The sequence below is a fragment of the Hymenobacter sp. YIM 151858-1 genome (assembly GCF_025979705.1).
Taxonomy (GTDB): domain Bacteria; phylum Bacteroidota; class Bacteroidia; order Cytophagales; family Hymenobacteraceae; genus Solirubrum.
The window spans coordinates 3,688,070-3,708,057 of record NZ_CP110136.1 but is presented as its reverse complement, the minus strand read 5'-3'; the positions used below and the strand labels follow the sequence as shown (position 1 = coordinate 3,708,057).

Annotated in this window: 18 protein-coding genes; 11 read left to right on the top strand and 7 right to left on the bottom strand. The window is 60.8% G+C overall.

Going from position 1 to position 19,988, the window contains the following annotated elements; translation table 11 throughout:
• Positions 1–51: 51 nt before the first annotated feature.
• The 4 genes from OIS50_RS16435 to lipB are packed head-to-tail and all read right to left on the bottom strand — an operon-like array spanning position 52 to position 3,558.
• Positions 52–1,266, bottom strand: coding sequence for a DUF4271 domain-containing protein (locus OIS50_RS16435; protein WP_264691720.1), 1,215 nt, complete (start codon positions 1,264–1,266; stop codon positions 52–54).
• Complete coding sequence (locus tag OIS50_RS16430) at positions 1,220–2,287, bottom strand: MraY family glycosyltransferase (protein WP_264691719.1); 1,068 nt, start codon at positions 2,285–2,287, stop codon at positions 1,220–1,222. The genes OIS50_RS16435 and OIS50_RS16430 overlap by 47 nt, the downstream gene beginning before the upstream one ends.
• 48 nt (positions 2,288–2,335) lie before the next feature.
• Positions 2,336–2,752, bottom strand: coding sequence for a hypothetical protein (locus tag OIS50_RS16425; RefSeq protein ID WP_264691718.1), 417 nt, complete (start codon positions 2,750–2,752; stop codon positions 2,336–2,338).
• Positions 2,749–3,558 carry a lipoyl(octanoyl) transferase LipB gene (lipB, locus tag OIS50_RS16420; RefSeq protein WP_264691717.1) on the bottom strand — a complete coding sequence of 270 codons (810 nt, stop codon included), beginning with the start codon at positions 3,556–3,558 and terminating at the stop codon, positions 2,749–2,751. The genes OIS50_RS16425 and lipB overlap by 4 nt, the downstream gene beginning before the upstream one ends.
• 214 nt (positions 3,559–3,772) lie before the next feature.
• On the opposite strand from lipB, the gene OIS50_RS16415 reads away from it, so the two are divergent.
• A complete protein-coding gene (locus OIS50_RS16415) occupies positions 3,773–4,126 on the top strand; it encodes a YraN family protein (protein WP_264691716.1) in 354 nt (117 codons plus the stop codon).
• Between the two features lie 17 nt (positions 4,127–4,143).
• Here the strand turns inward: OIS50_RS16415 and OIS50_RS16410 are convergent, their stop codons facing one another.
• From OIS50_RS16410 to OIS50_RS16400, 3 genes are all read right to left on the bottom strand, one after another.
• A complete protein-coding gene (locus OIS50_RS16410) occupies positions 4,144–5,136 on the bottom strand; it encodes a toxin-antitoxin system YwqK family antitoxin (protein ID WP_264691715.1) in 993 nt (330 codons plus the stop codon).
• A gap of 327 nt (positions 5,137–5,463) precedes the next feature.
• Positions 5,464–7,296 carry a molecular chaperone HtpG gene (gene htpG, locus OIS50_RS16405; protein ID WP_264691714.1) on the bottom strand — a complete coding sequence of 611 codons (1,833 nt, stop codon included), beginning with the start codon at positions 7,294–7,296 and terminating at the stop codon, positions 5,464–5,466.
• Positions 7,297–7,494: 198 nt separating this feature from the next.
• Complete coding sequence (locus OIS50_RS16400; RefSeq protein WP_264691713.1) at positions 7,495–7,947, bottom strand: hypothetical protein; 453 nt, start codon at positions 7,945–7,947, stop codon at positions 7,495–7,497.
• A 408-nt stretch (positions 7,948–8,355) separates the two neighbouring features.
• Here OIS50_RS16400 and OIS50_RS16395 point away from each other — a divergent pair, with 408 nt between their 5' ends.
• The 10 genes from OIS50_RS16395 (at position 8,356) to OIS50_RS16350 (ending at position 19,940) form a co-directional block, all read left to right on the top strand.
• Entirely contained in the window at positions 8,356–8,691 is a 336-nt protein-coding gene (locus tag OIS50_RS16395; RefSeq protein WP_264691712.1) for a hypothetical protein, read from the top strand.
• A gap of 123 nt (positions 8,692–8,814) precedes the next feature.
• Positions 8,815–11,217 carry a TonB-dependent receptor gene (locus OIS50_RS16390; RefSeq protein WP_264691711.1) on the top strand — a complete coding sequence of 801 codons (2,403 nt, stop codon included), beginning with the start codon at positions 8,815–8,817 and terminating at the stop codon, positions 11,215–11,217.
• 42 nt (positions 11,218–11,259) lie between these two features.
• Complete coding sequence (locus tag OIS50_RS16385; protein ID WP_264691710.1) at positions 11,260–11,814, top strand: hypothetical protein; 555 nt, start codon at positions 11,260–11,262, stop codon at positions 11,812–11,814.
• Positions 11,815–12,184: 370 nt separating this feature from the next.
• Complete coding sequence (locus OIS50_RS16380; protein WP_264691709.1) at positions 12,185–14,659, top strand: TonB-dependent receptor; 2,475 nt, start codon at positions 12,185–12,187, stop codon at positions 14,657–14,659.
• A gap of 66 nt (positions 14,660–14,725) precedes the next feature.
• On the top strand, positions 14,726–15,649 hold the full coding sequence (locus OIS50_RS16375; RefSeq protein ID WP_264691708.1) for a cation diffusion facilitator family transporter: 924 nt from the start codon (positions 14,726–14,728) through the stop codon (positions 15,647–15,649).
• Positions 15,650–16,044: 395 nt separating this feature from the next.
• Positions 16,045–17,322: an MFS transporter gene (locus OIS50_RS16370; protein ID WP_264691707.1), complete on the top strand. Its 1,278-nt coding sequence runs from the start codon at positions 16,045–16,047 to the stop codon at positions 17,320–17,322.
• A 66-nt stretch (positions 17,323–17,388) separates the two neighbouring features.
• Entirely contained in the window at positions 17,389–17,670 is a 282-nt protein-coding gene (locus tag OIS50_RS16365) for a hypothetical protein (protein ID WP_264691706.1), read from the top strand.
• A 33-nt stretch (positions 17,671–17,703) separates the two neighbouring features.
• A complete protein-coding gene (locus OIS50_RS16360; RefSeq protein ID WP_264691705.1) occupies positions 17,704–18,147 on the top strand; it encodes a DUF6526 family protein in 444 nt (147 codons plus the stop codon).
• A gap of 79 nt (positions 18,148–18,226) precedes the next feature.
• Positions 18,227–18,529, top strand: coding sequence for a DUF4286 family protein (locus OIS50_RS16355; protein WP_264691704.1), 303 nt, complete (start codon positions 18,227–18,229; stop codon positions 18,527–18,529).
• Positions 18,530–18,686: 157 nt separating this feature from the next.
• Positions 18,687–19,940 (top strand): sterol desaturase family protein, encoded by a 1,254-nt coding sequence (locus OIS50_RS16350; protein WP_264691703.1) that lies wholly within the window; start codon positions 18,687–18,689, stop codon positions 19,938–19,940.
• Positions 19,941–19,988 lie beyond the last annotated feature (48 nt).

The window sequence follows — 19,988 nt, the reverse complement described above, 5'->3', positions numbered from 1 at the left end:
GCTAAGCAATACGAAATGGAGCTGTGGACGAAAGAACAAGCAGCCGTTCACTTAGTAAGTGATAACCAACAACTTGAGCAACACAGTCAAGGGGATGATTTCGGTGGCGCAAAGGTATGAAAACAAATGCAGATTTAGCAGCGATACGCGACGGTTGAGTGTGCGGGCAACCCGAAAAACGGTGGCCAGCAACATCATAGAAACCACGCCATTAGATACCCAAAGCACACCCTCGGGCCAAGACTGATTCAGTACCAGGTATAGCAACATGACGATGGGAAGAAACAATCCCATGAACAACAGGCTACGAACAAACTCTCTATACTGAACCAAGACTAAAGATGATAAATCAAATATATAACCCATTAGTGCTATATAAATAACCTTAGCGAATACGAAAACAGAAATGAGTAAGGCGTAAAGCAATACGCGCATTACCAAGCCCGATTCGGAAACAGAGAAAAGCTGTTTTAGAATAACGATGTTTTGAACATTGGTATGGATTGCGACAATTAGCAGACCAAACGAAAGAGAAAATATTAATATCAGTAAAACATTCAACCAGGTAATTGTGGGCCGCGTCAGAAAGTTTTGCTCGCCCGGAGCATTGCTCCAGAGCTCATAGATGCGCGCAAAACCGGGCCGGTATACTGTGCGAATGCCGCCGTACATTAAGCCGATAACGAGCAGAAAGCAGAGAAATACGTTTTCGCCCTGATGGAAGGCAGCGCGAAGTTGTGGTTTCCACCAACTCGCCGTTTTAAAGGCGCTGGATTTCGCCTCTTGCGGTAAAACGTTGGCAAACGACGTGTAGTCAGGCGCGGCCGTTGGGTGCCACACACATAGCAAGTGCTGCCCGTAGCTGATTGGTTTGGGCAGCAGGTCGGCTATATCGAGGTTGTAATTACCCGATGATTTGGCCCGGAATACCAGCTGGTTATCAACAAATAAGGCCAGATCCTGCCGCGCGGCAAAGCTGATGCGAAAGGGCTGGTTGGGCCGCACTACAATCCATTGGTAATAGGCACGCGCCGGCGGGTGATACCCGGGCAGGTACAGCACCAGCTTGTTGCCCGAGGCATCGTGAATAAGCCAATCGTTGCTGAGGCCTACGGGCGGTGTGGGCGGCAAGGGCCGATACTCTACGGCATGCAGAAGCCTCGGACCAGCGCTTAGGGCCAGCACCAGCAACCAAACCCGCCAAGCACTTAGCAAGCGCTTACGAAGCGACTCGCTGCTGCGCGCTGCGGCTGCGGTATGTTCCAAGGAAAACACTCAACAACAACGAAAAAGCAACCAAGCCGACGATGAGCAGCGTGTTGCCTAGGTAGCCAAAGTTTATGACAAACAGTATGACCACCAGGTTGAGCAGGGCCAGCAGCAGCACCGTACTGATCTGCTGAAAACCCATAGCCAGAATCCGGTGGTGAATGTGGTTTTTATCGGGCGTGAAGGGCGAGGTGCCGTTGAGTACCCGCACGGTAAACACCCGCAGCGTATCGAATAGCGGCACAAACAAAATACCGGCTGCTACGGCAGGATTAGCTGCATCGAAGGGCTGACTGGTATGCAGCCCCATTTGAATGAACTGAATGGTGAGCACCGAAACGATAAACCCGCACAGCAAAGAGCCGGTATCGCCCATAAAAATGGTGGCCTTGTGGAAGTTATACCGCAAGAAGCCCAGCATGCCGCCGATTACGCACACCGAGACGAACACGTAGTTGCCAAAAGCCGAGCCGCCGTACTGGTAGAAGTAATAGCCGAACGTGCTGACGATAATGATAACAATGGAGCCTGCCAGGCCATCGAGGCCATCGATGAGGTTGATGGCATTGGTAATGCCCGCAATAGCCAAAAAAGTAAAGGCATAGCTAACCCCATCGGGTAGCTCATGAATACCAAAAATACCTTGGAAGCTGGTGATGCGGATATCGGCCATGAACATGACGATACCCGTGGCTAACAATTGGCCGACAAGCTTTTTGGCGGGCGAAATAGACACCAGGTCATCCTTCAGCCCCACGAAAAACAGCACGATACAACCCGCCAGCAATTGCTGAATGCCATTGCCGAGGTCGGCGAAAATGGTGAGGGCCGACATGAACCCGGCGAAGATGGCAACGCCACCTAGGCGCGGCGTAAGCAAAGCATGCACGGTTCGCTTGTTGGGCAAATCGAGCATGTTTTTAAGATGGGCAATGTAAATCACCGAAGGCACGGCGAATAACGCCACCAAAAAGGCCCACAAAAAGGCCAGCCCCAGCGTTACGCCGTTTGGAGTCATATGTCGGGAGTGAGACGAGTAAAGTTACGCAACAGCCGCCGAAGGTTGCTAGCTGTGGAGCACACCTTCGCGGCCGAGTAGGGCAATGGGGATAAGGTTATCGGCCACGATGGAATCGGGCACGAAGATGAACTTCTTATCAAAAATCTGGCCGCCGATGTAGTAGCTCACCCAATACTGGTTGTTCAGGTGAAACAAGGCCGGATCGATGGGCTCGATGGGTACCGCGGAGTATTCTTCTATTTCCGGGAAGTGGTGGCGGAGCGTAGAGGTGCGCACGTTGTGGCCTTCGGCATCGACGCCGTAGCCGTTGGAGCTGACGATGACGTTCTGGAGCGGAACCCGGTTGTGGTTAAGCAGATACACCAGCCAACCGGGCTTGCCCACTTCTACGGAGGCGGCATCGTCGGGCACGATGGCAACGGCCACCCCCTCTACCGGATCGAACTTGATATCTTCTTTCATGCGGCGTGTTCAACGATTTCAGCCCCCAATAGTTCGGCCAAATGGGGCAGCAAACGGTCTTCTACTTCGCGCAGCGGCACTTCGTGGCCGAGTTCCTGCTGCAGCGAGGTAACGGCTTTGTCGGTAATGCCACAGGGCACGATATAGCCGAAATACGAGAGGTCGGTATTGACATTGAGGGCAAAGCCGTGGATGGTAACCCAGCGGCTGCACTTTACGCCCATCGCGCAAATTTTGCGCGGATTGGGGGCGCCCTCTTCAAAGTCGAGCCATACGCCGGTGAGGCCCGGAATACGCCCGGCTTGCAGGCCGTATTCGGCCAACAGGCGAATTACGGCCTCCTCCAGGGTGCGGAGGTAGAAATGAATATCGGGCTTGAAGTTCTCGAGGTCGAGAATGGGGTAGCCTACCAGCTGCCCAGGCCCGTGGTAGGTAATGTCGCCGCCGCGGTTGATGTGGTGGTAGGTGGCGCCGTGGGCAGCCAGGCCGGCTTCGTCGAGCAGCAGGTGCTCGGGCTTGCCGCTTTTGCCGAGGGTATACACCGGCGGATGTTCGCAGAACAGCAGCACGTTGGGCGTGCTTTCGGGCTGGGCACCGGTGTTTTCGGCGTGGCGGTTGCGCGTTTTGATAGCCAGCGCGTTGGCCAACAGCTCCTCCTGATACTGCCAGGTGGGAGCATACGCTACGCGACCTAGGCGCTGCAGCGCAACGCGGGTGTTGGCACCCGGGGCAGCGCCAGCCGGCTCCGGCTGCGGAGCAGCTGCGGCTACCGGCTGTACACAAGCCGAATACAGTTCAGATTCCATAGCTCAGCGAATTTGCAGCGCCTTTTGCCCCGCCCGAGTGGGTTGGGCAACGGCGTTGTTACTTACAAAAGTAACGCCTTATTGGCGGTTGCCGACCAGCCGGTGCCGCATAAGGGCCGTATACTCGGCCATTCCGAAGGCTCAGAAACACTTGCCGCGCCGCTGGAGTAAGCTTTCGGCAACTATTGCGGCCAAGTTCAGCCCACACCTAATTATGCTTTCAGCTTCCCTCCTAGGTGCCACCGGCGAAGAGGCCGCCGCCAACTACTACCTCGAGCGCGGTTACGCCGTGGTGGCACGCAACTACCGCTACCGCCGCAGCGAGGTAGATCTGATTGTGCAAGAGGGCACGCGCCGGCTGGTGTTTGTGGAGGTGAAGGTGCGCACCGACTTGCGCTACGGCTACCCCGAAGCCTTCGTAACGCCGGCGCAGCAGCAGCGCATCCGGCGCGCGGCCGAGCAGTACCTCATCAGCCACAACTGGCACGCCGATATCCGCTTCGATATTGTGGCCCTTACGCCCAACTCGGCTGGCTTTCGGGTGGAGGCGTTCGAGGACGCCTTCTGAAGCGCGGCCCTAGGTGGCTAGTTGCGCCGGGGCGCCAGGGAGTTGCGCGAGTCTTCGGCGCGCTTGTCGAGCTTATCCTTTTCGTAGATGAGCACACCGTTGCGGTTGTACTCTTTCACGAGTACCGGCTCCTGCTCGGGGTCGAAGCCGGAGTCGCCGTACTGGTACTCGTAGTGGCGGCGGTTGCGGAAGCCCCAGTACTTTGTCCAGATGCCCACTTTGCGGCCGTTTTCGAACTCGCCCGACCAGTCGAGCTGCCCGTTGGGCTTAAAGCTCACGTACTCGCCCTCCAGCTTGCCGTCGACGTACGGAATCACCTCCTTTACCATGGTGTTGCCGCCGTCGTAGTAGCTGATGTGGGCATCGCGCGGAAAACCCTGCTCGTAGTGCACTTTGCTCAGCAGGATGTTTTCCTTGTTGTACCGCTCCCAGCGCAGGTGCCGGGTGCCCACGTAGTAAAAGCCGGTTTCGACGACCTTGCCGCCCTGCGTTTTTTTGTAGGGCCCGTGCAGCACTTTGTACTTGCCGGGGTCGGCCTCGGCGGCCGAGGCCGTTTTTTCGAGGCGGCGCTTGGCTACGTTGAAGTACCACTTGGTGGGGGCGTAGGCATTGGGTTGCTTGGGCACCTTCAGGTAATAAAATATCTCGATTACCTGGTTGCGGCCCTTCGGCCCCGATTTGGTGAAGCCCTTCTTGATCGGCTCGCCCAGAAACACATTTTTCTTGCGCTTGCTCAGGGCCTTGCGCTGGGCCTCTTTCTGCTTGTCCTCGGCTTTGCGCTGCTCATCTTTGCTGAGCTTTTTGGCTGTGCTCAGCGAAGGCGCCTCTTTGCCGCCGCTTCCGGCTGCCGCGAGGGTATCGGCGCGCGTGCCACCTAGGCTATCGGGCGCGAGCAGGGCCACGGCCCCCGCATCGGGTTTGCTGTTGAAGGAAACCGTTTTTTTGGCGCAGGCCCCAAGCAGCATCAGCGGCAGCAGCAACAGCGTAGTCGGCAGACGAAACGGACGCATGAAGTAGGCAGGAAGGTGTTTGGGTAGCGAAACGTAAAGATAGGGTTTGATAGTGCCCTATGGCGAGATGGTGAGGTGAGTGGATGAGTGGATGAGTGGATGGCAGCAACCGATGTTCGGCTTAACCCGGCCCTGGGGCATTGCCCTAGGTGGTTGCGGCGCTCGGACGCCCGCGCACCCCTTCGCCCCCTACACTCCGGCGGCGGGCCCTATGTGAGCAGCGCGTTGATGAACTCTGGCACTTCACTCATTCGCCGCTGACGAAAGAAGCCGGCCCCGCAACCGCAGCAGTTGCAAGACCGGCTTCGCTCCGGAACTAAAAATCAATTACTCGGCCGCCAGCAGCTCGGCGCTCCGCTTCACAAACTGGGTCAGCGCTTCGCCTTTTAGCAAACCTTGGGCCAGCAATGCCAGGTCGAAGGCTTGCTTGGCGAGCTTGGTAGCGGCTTCCTCGTCGGCGCGCAGCACGCGCTGGGCCACGGGGTTGTTGGCGTTGACGCTTACGGTGTAGCTATCGGGCAGCGAGCCGAACATAGCCATGCCACCGCCGCCACCTACGCGCTGCATGTCCTTCATGCGGCGCATAAACTCGGGCAGCGTAATGATAACCGGGGCATCCTGCGGGGCCAGGGCCTCTACCTGCACGTGCATGTGCTCGTTGCTGATGGCCTTGGTGAACAGCTCCTGCAGTTTGGTCTTCTCGTCGTCGGAAAGCACGCTTTCGGCGGTTTCTTCCTTCTCGATGAGCTTACCCACGGTGTCGGCGTCCACGCGTTTGAAGGTGGTTTTCTCCAGCTTCTGCTCGAGCAGGCCGATGAAGTGCGGATCGAGCGGGCCGTTGAAGTTGAGCACATCATAGCCGCGCTCCTGGGCCGCCAGCACGTAGGCGTGCTGGGCCTGCTCGTCGGTGGTGTAGAGCAGCACCGTCTGGCCGTTCTTGTCCACCTGGTTAGCCTGCACCAGCTCCTTGTACTCGTTGAAAGTGTAGAACTTACCAGCGACGCTTTGCAGCAGCGCGAAGTCCTTGGCGCGGTCGTAGAACTTGTCGTCCGACAGCATGCCGTACTTCACGAACAGGTTGATGTCGGCCCACTTCTCCTCGAACGAGCTGCGCTCCTTCCGGAAGATTTCGGCCAGCTTATCGGCTACCTTCTTCGTGATGTATTGGTTGATCTTGCGCACGTTGGCGTCGGCCTGCAGGAACGAGCGCGACACGTTCAGCGGGATATCGGGCGAATCGAGCACGCCGTGCAGCAGCATCAGGAACTCGGGCACTACGTCCTTCACCTCGTCGGTGATGAACACCTGGCGCGAGTACAGCTGAATTTTGTTGCGCTGCAGCTGCAGCTCGTCCTTCACCTTCGGGAAGTACAGAATACCCGTCAGGTTGAAGGGGTAATCCACGTTCAGGTGAATCCAGAACAGCGGCTTTTCGGAGAAGGGGTACAGCTCCTGGTAGAACTTGGTGTAGTCCTCGTCGGTGAGGTCGGCGGGCTGCTTGGTCCAGAGCGGCTGCGTTTGGTTGATAACCTTGCCTTCAAACTCAATCTCGACGGGCAGGAAGCGGCAGTACTTCTCCAGAATGCCGCGCAGGCGGGCTTCTTCCAGAAACTCGTCGCTGTCTTCGGCTACGTGCAGCACCACATCGGTACCGCGCTCGGCCTTTTCGGTGGTCTCGAGGGTAAACTCGGTGCTGCCGTCGCACACCCAGCGGGCGGCTTCGGTGCCTTCCTTAAAGCTCTTCGAGAAGATTTCGACTTCCTTGGCCACCATGAAAGCCGAGTAAAAACCCAGGCCGAACTGACCGATAATCTGGTCTTTGGCCGCGGCGTCCTTGTCTTTGTACTTCTCAACGAACTCGGTAGCGCCCGAGAAGGCAATCTGGTTGATGTACTTCTTAATCTCCTCGGCCGTCATGCCGATGCCGCGGTCCGACACGGTGATGGTGCGCTTTTCCTTGTCGACGCTTACCGTGACTTTCAGCTCGCCGGCTTCGCCCTGGTATTCGCCCAGCTGCGCGAGGCTCTTCAGCTTCTGGGTGGCATCAACGGCGTTCGAGACCAACTCACGGAGGAAAATCTCGTGGTCGGAGTACAGGAACTTCTTGATGATGGGAAAGATATTCTCGGTGTGAATCGAGATGCTACCGGTTTCCTGCATGGCGGTTAGGTAAGAGGTAGAAGAGTTTGACGGGTACAAAAGCAGCCAACAACGAGCGGCTGCCGCTGTCGGCCCCGGAATCAAACCTCATTCCACTTCGCCCGGCCCGCCGCAAAGCTGCCAGCTTGACAGTTTTGGGCTAGCCGCGTACCGCTTAATCGGCCAGAAAGCGGTTGGTGCAACCGTTAGCCTGCGTAGTTAGGCCACCAGCCCGGCTGCCATCGATGGCGCGGCGGTTGCGGGTGCGTCGGTGGGGTTAATCAGCCAATCGAAGGCCGAAGCGGCATCGGAGAAGTACTGCACATCGAAGCGCAGGTGCTCGTTGCCTAGGTGCAGAATGCTCTCGACGGCTAACTGGTTGTAGACGTTGGAGCTGAGCACGAGTGCCAGCTGGCGCAGGTGCGGCATGCGCGCCACTTGCGGCAGCACCTGCTCGCTTATCAAAAACTGATCTTCGAGCCCTAGGTTGGGCAGGCCGTTGAGGTCAGCAATCCAGTACTCGATGCGAAGCTGCCCGAGCAACTGCTGCACATGCTGCACGGCCGGCTGAAACAGATGGCTGTTGTAGGTACCGCGCCACCGGTGGTACAGCAAGCGTAGCGCAGGGTCGTGGAAGAGCGTTAGGCTATCGAAGTAGAGTGCATCCATCACAGTGAATCAGGCGTTTGACAGGGCCAAAGAAAATGCCGTGCCAAACGCCCGAAGCTGCTACTTGCCGGATGGGGCAAAAGCCTGTGCGAACAAGAACTCCGGCGAGCCGGATACTCAGGGAGGCAGCCTTGGGGCTACACAAACAACGGATCGGGGGTGCCAACGGAGCTGGCCTGAACGTGGCCGCGCAGGTAGCGGGCCAGCAGCTGCAAGGAGCGCTGTACAAGTTGTTTCATGGTGTGGGAGTGCGTGCGGAACGATGAGCGTGTTGTGTAACTAATTACGTATGAGGCCAGTAATGCGTTGTGCAGCAACCCAACTTCTGCAGGCCGGTCCTTAAAAGGATTGGGGCTGTATTTTAAAGTTTATCCTTACTTTAGCCGCCCAAGCATCTGCTTCGTCTCCGCTATGCGTGCATTCCGTTCACAGTTGGCCATTCTGCTGCTGCTCTGCTTCGTGCGGGTGCTGCTGCCGGAGTCGGCTATACTGGCGCTGCACCGCCACCAGCACACCGAGAAAGAAGCCGCCCACACGGGCCGGGGCTACAAAGCCCTGCTTACGGCCAAGCACCAGCACTGCCCCGTCGACCACCTGTTCGATGTGCCGTTCCAGCCCACGCCGGAGCTGGTGCTGCAACCGGTAGTGCACCGCTATGCCCCGCTGAAAGCCGAGCCGTACCAATCGGTGTGGCAAAGCACCACGCCCGCTGCGGCGTACCTCCGAGGCCCACCGGCCCGCGCCTGATGTACGAGTGCCCAGGCTGCCGAGCAGCCGGGCAAGGGTGGGCTGTGCCCCTAGGTTACCTGCTTGGTAGCTGCCATTCGGCACCGCCCCCGTTTTAGTATTCGGGTTTCTTTTTTCTTTTTCATGCTTTTCCGCCTTGCGGCGGTCCTGCTGTGGGCGGGGCTGTGCTGGGGTGTAGCCTGCGTGGCTGCCGCCCAAAGCACGTGCACCCTGCCGTTGGCCGGCCGCGTAACGGACCATGAATCGGGCGAAGGGCTGGCCGGCGCTACGGTAGTGTTGCTACCCACGCAGGAGGCCGCCCAAGCCGATTCGGAAGGCCACTTTCATTTTCATGTATGCGCCGGTACGTACCGGGTGCAGGTTCGCTTCGTGGGTTACGAAACCGAGGAAGCCGAGCTGCGCGTGGGCGCCGCCGCGGTGCGCAACTTTGCCCTGCACCCGAGTGCTATTCGGCTGCGGAGCGCGGTGGTGCGCGGCGAGCGGGTAGCCGAGCCGCAAACCCAGGCGGCCAGTACGCTTTCGGGGCAAGCCTTGCAAGCCACGCGGGGGCAAGCCCTAGGTGAGGCGCTGCAAAAGATTGCCGGGGTGTCGGCCATCCAAACGGGGCCGAGCGTGTTCAAGCCCATCATCCACGGCTTGCACTCCAACCGCGTGGCCATCATGAACAACGGCGTGCGGCAAGAGGGCCAGCAGTGGGGCCAGGAGCACGGCCCCGAAATCGACCCGTTTGTGGCCTCGGAGCTGACGGTGGTGAAAGGCGCCGCCGGCGTGCGCTACGGCTCCGATGCCGTGGGCGGCGTGGTGCTGGTGCAGCCCAAGCCCCTGCGCGACTCGGCCGGCGTGGGCGCCGAGCTAAACCTAGTGGGCGCCAGCAACAACGGCCTGGGTGCCGTGGCCGCAACGGTTGATGGCAACGCGCGCCGCCTGCCCGCCCTGAGCTGGCGCGTGCAGGGCACCCTAAAGCAAGCCGGCAACACACGCACGCCCGATTACTGGCTCGAGAACACCGCCTACCGCGAGCGAAACTTTGCCGCTGCCCTAGGTTGGCGTAAGGATAGCTACGGCCTGGAGGCGTTTTACAGCCAGTTCAACGCGCGCACGGGTATTTTGCAGGCGGCCATTGTGGGCAACCTCGCCGATTTGCAAACCGCCACCGAGCGCGGCCGGCCCGTGGGGCTGGGCTCGTTCGGCTACACCATAGCTAGGCCGTACCAGCAGGTGCGCCACGATTTGGCCAAGCTCTCGGGCTTTGTAAAAACCGGGCACGGCGGCAAGCTCACGGCCACGGTGGCGCATCAGCAGGACTACCGCGACGAGTACGATGTGGTGCGCAGCGGCAGCGCGGCCGGCCGGCGCAACCTGCCCCAGCTCAGCTACCTCAACTACACCACCACGGCCGATGTGGCCTGGGAGCATCCGCACCTAGGCAACTTCAGCGGCACGGTGGGCCTGAGCGGCACGTACCAGCACAACCGCTACGCGCCGGGCAGCCGGCAGTTCATTCCGTTCTACAACAACTGGGTGGGCGGGGCTTTTGCCATTGAGCGGTGGCAGCACGAGCAGCTGACCCTGGAAGCCGGCTTGCGCCTCGACCGCCGCGACCTCACGACCCGGCGCCTCACGCGGGGTTTTGCCACCGATTCGAGCCTGTTTTTTGGGGTGGAGCGGCGCCGTTTTCAGTTCTGGACGCCCTCGGCCTCGCTGGGCGCGGTGTACGAGGTATCGCCGCACTTTACGCTGCGGGCCGATGCCGCGCTGGTGCGCCGGGCGCCTGCGCCCAACGAGCGGTATGCGCAAGGCGTGCACAACGGCCTGTACGAAGAAGGCTACGACGTAACGCGCCCAGCCGGGGCACCCCAGCTGCAACCCGAAACGGCCCACAACCTAAACCTGACGGCTACGCTGCACGCCAACCCGCGCCTGAACGGCGAGCTGACGGTGTACCAGAACCGCATCAATGGGTACATCTACCAGGTAATCGGGGAGCCGATTACCACCATTCAGGGCGTGTTCAGGCCGTGGCGCTACCAGCAAACCGATGCCGTGTTCCGCGGCCTCGATGCCACCCTGGGCTACACGCCGGCTGCGGGCTGGCTTATCAGCGGCAAAGCGGCGCTGGTGCGGGCCCGCAACCTGCAGCTCGATGATTACCTGGTATACGCGCCGGCCGACCGCTTTGAGCTGGCCGCCCGGCGCGAGTGGGCCGGCCGCCCCGGCAACCGCCTCAGCCAACGCTTTGCGCAGCTAACCCTAGGTGCTACCCGCCGCCAAACCCGCGTGCCCAGTGCCCTCTACGACCCCCTCCCCGCCCCCGATGGCTACGGCCTGCTGAGCGCCGAAGTGGGGGCTACCGTGCGCCTAGGCGGCGTGCCGGTGCAGCTAAGCCTGGCGGGCACCAACCTGCTGAACGAACGGTACCGCGAGTACCTGAACCGCTTCCGCTACTTCGCCGACGACATGGGCCGAAACGTTACGCTGCGGCTGCAAGCGCCGATCAACTTCGGCCGCCGCGCTTCGGCCAAGTAACCTTCCCATAGCCTTTTCAACCCTTTTTCATTTTTCACCACCATGAAGACCACACTCTTCCGCCCCTACCTCGCCGCTGTTCTGTTGGCCACTCCCCTGCTGCTCGCCAGCTGCGGCGACGACAAAGACCCCGAGCCCGACGACGAGAACGAGCTGATTACTACCGTGCGCTACACCCTTACGCCCAGCACAGGCGGCCAGGCCGTTACGGTGGAGTGGAAAGACCTCGACGGTGCCGGCGGCAACGCGCCCACCATCGGCTCGCTGCGCCTCGCGCCCAACACCACCTACACCGGCGCGGTAACCTTCCTCGACGAATCGAAGAACCCTGCCAGCAACATTACCACCGAAGTGCAGGCCGAGAACGACGAGCACCTGGTGGTGTACACCGCCGCTCCGGCCAACCTGCTTACCGTGACCCGCACCGACCGCGACAAGAACAACCTGGAAGTAGGCCTGGCTACGCGCGTGCAAACCACCGCGGCGGCTACCGGCACGCTCAAAATTGTGCTGCGCCACCAGCCTGGCAACAAAAACGGCCAGGCCGACCTAGGCTCGACCGACGCCGAGGTGACCTTCCCGGTAACGGTGCAATAACCGGTTAGCTATTAGCTATTGGCTGCTAGCTGCTAGTCGGCCACTACTCTATTCCTGACTAGGAAATCAGCGGCCGGCAGCCAATAACCAATAGCCGACCTTGGTAATAAGCCGCGCATTGCGTTATTGCCACTTCCAAAAAGAAAAAACTGCCTCCTGGCAACTGCCGCGGCCCGCTGCGGCTCTTCGTTCAGGAGCATTAGCTCTGGCGGGTTTTCAGGAACTCGTCTGTTTCTCTCCATTTGGTTTGGTTATGGAGAAATAGGGGAGAAAACACCGGCTTTTGGCCGGTGTTTTCTTTTTTGCGGAGTGCATCCTCGTGGCCGGATCTTCGTTCATTCGCCACCTCCCCGTTTGTTTAGCTTTCCGTATGTCTCGTTTACTGCTGGCCGCAACGCTGCTCCTTGCGGCCGCGGCTCAGGCCCAAACGCCCACCGCCCGCCGGCCCGGCACCGCCGCCCCGGCCACGGCCGCCGTGGTGGGCCGCGTGCTCGATGCCGCCACCCAACAGCCGCTGCCCGGCGCCGTGGTGGTGTTTCCCGACCTCAAGCAAAGCACCGTGGCCGATGCCGATGGGCGTTTCAGCTTCGGCAACCTGCCGCGGGGGCGCTTTCTGGTGCAGGTACGCTCCCTAGGTTACGGCACGCTGGTGCGCACCGTGGATACCGGCAACGGCCAACCGCTGGAGCTGGCCCTGAGCCCGGCCGTAACCGAAATCGGGCAGGTGGTAATCACGGGCGTATCGGCCTCTACCGAGCTGCGCCGCTCGCCGGTGCCCACTACCGTGCTCGACCGCACGGAGCTCGATCAGCACGCCAGCACCAATATCATCGATGCCATTGCGCGCACGCCCGGCGTCAACCAGATAACCACCGGCGCGGCCATCAGCAAGCCCGTAATCCGGGGCCTGAGCGCCAACCGCGTCATCACGCTCAACAACGGCGCCAAGCAGGAGGGGCAGCAGTGGGGCGATGAGCACGGCATCGAGTTGGATGAGTACTCGATTGATCGGGCCGAAATCATCAAAGGCCCGGGCTCGTTGCTCTACGGCTCCGATGGCATGGCCGGCGTGGTAAACTTTGTAGCCCCCGATCCGGTGGAGGAAGGCCGCGTCATCGGCTCGCTGATGGCCAACTACCAAACCAACAACCGCCAACAGGGTTACTCCCTGATGACGGCCGGTAACCGCAACGGCCTGAACTGGATGGTGCGCGGCACCAGCAAGCGCGCCGCCCCCTACCGCAACCGCTACGACGGCCCGGTGTACAACTCGGCCTTCCGCGAAATCGACGGCAGCGGCTACGTGGGCCTAAACAAAAGCTGGGGCTACTCGCACCTCACGTTCACGTCCTTCAACCAGGTGCTGGGGCTGATTGAGGGCGAGCGGGACGAGGAAACGGGCGAGTTTCTGAAGCTGGTACCCAGCACGCTTTCCGCCTCCGGCATCGATGAGGTGCCCGTAACGGCCAGCGACCTGCGCGGCTACAACGTGTACGTGCCGGGCCAGCGCGTAAACCACCTGCGCCTCGGCACCGATAACAACTTCATCCTAGGTCAGTCGCGGCTTACCCTAAACGTGGGCTGGCAGCAAAACCTGCGCCGCGAGTTTGGCGAGGTGCTGGCGCCCAACGAGCCTTCGCTGTACTTTCAGCTGCGCACCCTCGACTACGCCGCCCGCTACTTTTTGCCCGAGCTAGCCGGCTGGAATACCACCGTGGGCGTAAGCGGCATGCGCCAGGAAAACCAGAACCTGGGCGAGGAGTTTTTGATACCGGCCTATCGCCTGTTCGACGGCGGGGTGTTTGGCGTAACCAAGCGCACCCTAGGTAAGCTCGACCTGAGCGGCGGCCTGCGCTACGACGAGCGGCACATCACCGGCGACGCCTTGTGGCTCAACGCCTTCGGACAGCCCACCACGCCCGATGCGCCCAATGCCGAAGCTAAGTTTCAGGCTTTTGACAACACCTACCGCAACTGGTCGGGCAGCGTGGGCGGGGCGTTTAGCGCCACCGAGCAATTGGTACTGAAAGCCAATCTTTCGCGCGGCTTTCGGGCGCCCAACATTGCCGAGCTGGCCTCCAACGGCGTGCACGAGGGCACCACCCGCTACGAAATCGGCGACCCGAACCTGAAGGCCGAAACCAGCCGGCAGCTCGACCTAGGCTTCAGCCTGAACACCGACCACGTTACGCTGAGCGTCGATGCGTTCGACAACCGCATCCGCAACTTCATCTTCCCGCGCCGCATCGGCAACGCCGCCGGCCAGGACTCGTTGCTGACCGAGGACGGCAAGGAGTTCCGGGTGTTTGTGTACGGGCAAGGCAAAGCCAACCTCTACGGCGGCGAAGTCAGCATCGACCTGCACCCGCACCCGCTCGATTGGCTGCACTTTGAAAACTCCTTCTCGATGGTGCGCGCCCGCCGCCTGGGCCAAGCCGAGGGCGAGCGGTGGCTGCCCTTTACGCCCGCCGATAGGCTGCAGTCGGAGCTGCGCGTGAACTTCCGCAAAGTGGGCGCCATCAGCCGCGTGGCCAACGTGTACGCCCGCGCCGGCGTGGAGCACAACTTTGCCCAAAACCGCATCTTCTCGGCTTTCGAAACCGAAACGCCTACTCCCAGCTACACCTTGGTTAACCTAGGGGCCGGCACCGATGTAACCAACGGCAAGGGCCGCACCGTGGCTACGCTGATGGTGGGCGTGAATAACCTCTTCGACGTGGCGTACCAGCACCACCTCAGCCGCCTGAAGTACACGGCCGTAAACAACGCCACCGGCCGCACGGGCGTGTTCAACATGGGCCGCAACGTAAGTTTCAGGCTCGTGGTACCACTGCAATTCAACTAATTCCGCACGGTTGCGGTTGAAATTTCGTACGGCCGGCCTGGTAGCGCCGGCCGTACTTTTACGGCCATGGTACACCACCACCATTCGCACGGCCCCGCCGACCACCACGGGCACCACCATCATCACGCGCCGGCCAACTTCGGCAAGGCGTTTGGCTGGGGCATTGGGCTGAATTTGCTGTTTGTGGCCGCCGAAGCTGCCGGTGGCTGGTGGGCCAACTCCTCGGCGCTGCTTTCCGATGCCGGCCACAATCTTTCCGACGTGCTCAGCTTGGCCCTGGCCTGGGGTGCCACCCGCCTGGGTAAGCAGCCCACCACCAAGCGCTATACCTACGGCCTGAAGAGTGCTTCCATCCAGGCAGCCTTGCTGAATGCGGCGTTGCTGTACGTGGCCCTAGGTGCTATTTTGTGGGATACCATCGACCACCTGCGCCACCCCGAGCCCGTGAATGCGCCCGTGGTGATGCTGCTGGCCGGCTTGGGCATTATCATCAACGGCTTTACGGCGTGGCTGTTCAGCCGCGGGCACCAGGGCGATGCCAACATCCGGGGCGCTTACCTGCACATGCTCACCGATGCACTGGTGTCGATGGGCGTGGTAGTGGGCGGCGCGCTGGTGTACTACACGGGCTGGCTGTGGCTCGATCCGGCTATCAGCTTCATCATCCTGGGGGTAGTGGCCGTGGGCTCGTGGGGCTTGCTGCGCGAAACCGTGCAACTAAGCCTGCAGGCCGTACCGCACGGCATCGACCCGGTAGCGGTGCGGCAGTTTTTGCTGGCCCAGCCCGGCGTAACCGATGTGCACGACCTGCACATCTGGCCCCTCAGCACCAGCGACACCGCCCTTACCGCCCACCTCGTGCGCCCCAGCGGCACCGACAGCCAGTTCCTGCACCACCTGCAGCATCAGTTGCAAGACGAGTTCAACATCGGCCACATTACGGTGCAAATCGAGCCTGGCGCCTGCACGCACGCCAGCTGCGACGCCTAGGTGGTTTTTAATTACTGGCGCGAGTCTTAGCGCGCAGGGCGCGACTCGTGCCGCAACATGGAGGGGAGTCTCTGACTCCCGTGCCGCGAACGACGCGGCCTAGGTGCCGCTGGGGCACGCAAGCCCAGGAGCTTAAGTCAGCAAGCCGTTCCCTAGGTGCCGCGCAACGCCCGGGAGTCTGGAGATTCCCACCCATGCTGCGGCACGAGTCGCGCCCTGCGGGCTAAGACTCGCGCCAGCAGTGGCCTCGCGCCGGCAATGCGCCAACGACCCAGGGCCGCCCCTGCCTGCGCAGTACCGCATTGGCGGCTGCGCCGCCAGCGCCGAGCACCGCGTAGCGCTGCTTCGGTCAATCGCGCAAATCTTCGTAATCTGCAGTTCCACTCAGTTTACGTATGGCTCGCATCTCTACCCCACCAACTTCTACCCCCAAAACAACCGGACTACTCAGCGCGGCCGTGGTGGTGGCCGCCCTCGGCTACTTCGTCGATATCTACGACCTGATTTTGTTCAGCATCGTGCGCGTGCCTAGCCTGAAAGACCTGGGCATTACGGCCGCGGCCGATGTAACCAACCTGGGCACCCACCTCATTTCGATGCAGATGGGCGGCATGCTGCTCGGCGGCATTTTGTGGGGCGTGCTGGGCGATAAGCGCGGCCGCCTGTCGGTACTGTTCGGCTCCATTTTGCTTTACTCGCTGGCCAACATTGCCAACGGCTTCGTGCAAACCATCGACCAATACGCCTGGCTGCGCCTGATTGCCGGCATTGGCTTGGCCGGCGAGCTGGGCGCGGGCATCACGCTGGTAGCCGAAACCCTGCCCAAGGAAAAGCGCGGCTACGGCACCATGATTGTGGCCACCGTGGGCGTATCGGGCGCTATGCTGGCTTATTGGGTGGGCGAAGTGCTGGGCTGGCGCAATGCTTACTTTGTGGGCGGCGGCTTGGGTTTGGCCTTGCTGGTGCTGCGCGTGAGCGTGTTCGAGTCGGGCATGTTCGAGCAGGCCAAGCAGCAGGAGGTTGCCCGCGGCGACTTCTTCAGCCTGTTCACCAACGGCCCGCGCCTGCTCAAGTACGTTAAGTGCCTGCTGATTGGCGTACCGCTGTGGTTTGTGGTGGGCATCCTCATTACGCTGGCGCCCGAGTTTGGCCGTGCCCTAGGTATTCAGGGCGAGGTAACGGCCGGCCTGGCGGTGTTCTGGTGCTACTTCGGGCTGGTGTTCGGCGATTTTGCCAGCGGCACCCTCAGCCAGCTGCTGCGCAGCCGCAACCGGGCGCTGCAGTTGTTCCTGGTGTTGTGCGGCGTGCTGATTGCGGTGTACCTGTTCGGCATCCGGGGTGCTTCGCCTACGGTGTTCTACGCCGTGTGCTTTGTGCTGGGCATTTCGGTGGGCTTCTGGGCCTTGTTTGTAACAGTGGCGGCCGAGCAGTTCGGCACCAACCTGCGCGCCACGGTAGCCACCACGGCGCCCAACTTTGCGCGCGGCTCGGTGGTGGGCCTGGTACCGCTGTTCAATGGCATTGCGGCAGCTTTGGCAGGCCCAAGCGGTTCGCCCAACCTCATCGGTAGCGGCGCTGTGGTGGGCGTGCTTTCGCTGCTGGTGGCGTTTTGGGCCGTGAGCACCTTGCCCGAGAGCTATGGCAAAGACCTCGATTACCTGGAGGTAAGCTAGCCGACCCAGTCGGAACTGCCAGGGCTCCACAATCGTACTGAGGGCGTACTTACCTCCCCCACTGCCATGAAAATCATAACCGGTGCGCTTACCCTAGGTGGCTTGTTGCTGGCTTTTGCCGCTTCGGCCCAAGTGGTTCCGCCTACCTCCGATACCCGCCCTGCTGCTACGCCCACGGCTGCTGCTGCATCCGTTGCTACCGCCACGCCTTCGGCAGTACCGCAAGTAAACTCGCCCACGGCCAAGCCCGGCAGCAAGGAGCGCGACAAAGCCAAAGAAAACCTCGAGCGCGAACGGGAGCGTGCCGCCCGCGACGAGGAAAAAGCCCAGCGCCGCGCTAATCCGTAATACCTTACTCCTCCTCTAACTCCGCCGCACTGCATGGCCGAAGCCCGCTTTACTCGTCGCTATTACTGGCTGCACCATTTTGTGCTGCTGCCCGCTGCCTTGGTAATGGCCTTTTACACCGGCCGGCGCTACGGCGACGTAGCTGGTTCCGACTCGCAGGAGTCGCGGCTGTGGTTTAGCGTAGCGGCGGTAGCCATTATCCTGCTGCTGACGCTGGTAATGCTGCGCCAGCACTACGCCCTTAAGCTGCAAGACCGCATTGCCCGCCTCGAGGTGCGCCAGCGCTATTTCGAGCTCACCCAACAAAGCTTCGGCCCGCTGGAGCAACAGCTCAGCCTAGGTCAGATTTTGTCGTTGCGCTTTGCTTCCGATGCCGAGCTGCCCACGCTGGCCGATGCTGCTGCCCGGCAAAAACTCGCACCCAGTGCCATTCGCGAGCAGATACAGCAGTTCCGGCCCGATCACATGCGGGTGTAACTTTGCCCCGAGCGGCTGGCCAACATAGGTACTGCCCTTTTCGGGGAACCTCCCACCCTGCTCGTTCATTTTCTTGCTTATGATCCTGTACAACGTCACCAGCAGCGTCGACCCGGAGGTTGCCGAAGAGTGGGTAACCTTTATGCGCGATGTGCACATGCCCGATGTAATGGCCACGGGTTTTTTCGTGAAAAGCCAGCTCCTGCGCTTGCTCAACGAAGAAGAAGATGGCTTTACGTACGCCGCCCAGTACTACTGCACCAATATGGCGCAGCTCGACGAGTACCAGCGCGTTTCGGCCCCTGGCCTGCGCGCCGACCTGGAAACGCGCTTTCCGGGCCAGTACGTATCCTTCCGTACGGTACTCGAGGTTATCGACTAAGTCCTGCGGCGGGCATCAGCCTGCACACTTACTACACAAGGCCGCCGCACCTAGCTACTGCTGGGTGCGGCGGCCTTTTTGCATGGGCTTAGCACGGGGTACCAAGGCGTTGTCTTTCTGTGTAAATTCCTCACCGCTACACCACCCCGCCCGCGCCATGAACCTGAACCCCATCGTGCTGTCCATTCCCATTTACTTCGCCCTAATTGGCGCGGAGCTACTGGTAGAAAGGCTGCAGCATCAGGAGAAATACCGCTTTCACGACGCCGTCACCAATATTAGCTGCGGCATCACGTCGCAGATTTCGGGTGTGTTCCTGAAAGTGGTAGTGGTGGGCGTGTACGAGCTGCTCTACGAACACTTTCGGCTGTTCGACATTCCGCGGACCTGGGCAACGGGCATCTTGCTGTTCGTGCTGGCTGATTTGTGCTACTACTTTGCCCACCGCTACTCGCACGAGATTAACTTCTTCTGGGGCGGCCACGTGGTGCACCACCAAAGCGAAGACTACAACCTCTCGGTAGCGTTGCGGCAAAGCTCGTTGCAGGGCATGTTCACGTTCATGTTCTACCTGCCGCTGGCCGTCATCGGCTTCGAGACGAGCTTTTTCGTGTACGTCTCGGCCCTGGTCACCCTTTACCAGTTCTGGATTCATACCGAGCTCATCGGCAAGCTGGGCCCCTTGGAGTGGGTGCTGAACACGCCCTCGCACCACCGCGTGCACCACGGCCGCAACCCCAAGTACATCGACAAGAACTACGCGGGCACCTTCATCATCTGGGACCGGCTGTTCGGCACTTTTCAGGCAGAGGAAGAAACGCCCGTGTACGGCATCACCACGCCCGTGCGCTCCTGGAACCCCGTATGGGTGAACTTCGGCCACTATTTTCAGATGGCTGAGCAGCTGCGCCAGACGCCGGGACTGGGCAATAAACTGCGCGTGGTGTTTGGCCGACCGGGTTGGCGCCCGGCTGCCCTAGGTGGTCCTTACCAAGTGCCCGAGGTGGAAGTAGCCACGTACCAGAAGTACTGCACCACCGCGCCGGCTACCGTCAACTGGTATGTGTTCGGGCAGTACGTGGTGCTGCTGGGCGTAGCGGCAGCTTTTCTATTCACGCAGAAGGACATGGCGCCCGCCCTGCGCTGGCTGGTAGCGGGTTGGTGCACCTGGGCGGCGCTGGCCTGCGGCGCCTTGTTCGAGGCCAAACGCTGGGGCTACTGGCTCGAGCCGTTGCGGCTGGCCGCTTCGGTGGGCTTGCTGCTGCTGGCGCTGCAACATCAGCCTTGGCTAGGTGCCGCGCTGATAGCCGGTGGGGTGTACCTAGGCGGCTCGCTGCTGTGGTTATACTCGTTCCGCAGGGTATTTGCGCCCGCCACCAAAGTGGCCGAAGCCGCCTACGTGCAGGCGTAAAAGCCAGTAGCAAAGCATATAGCTAAAGCTATATTTGCCAAAGCTCTT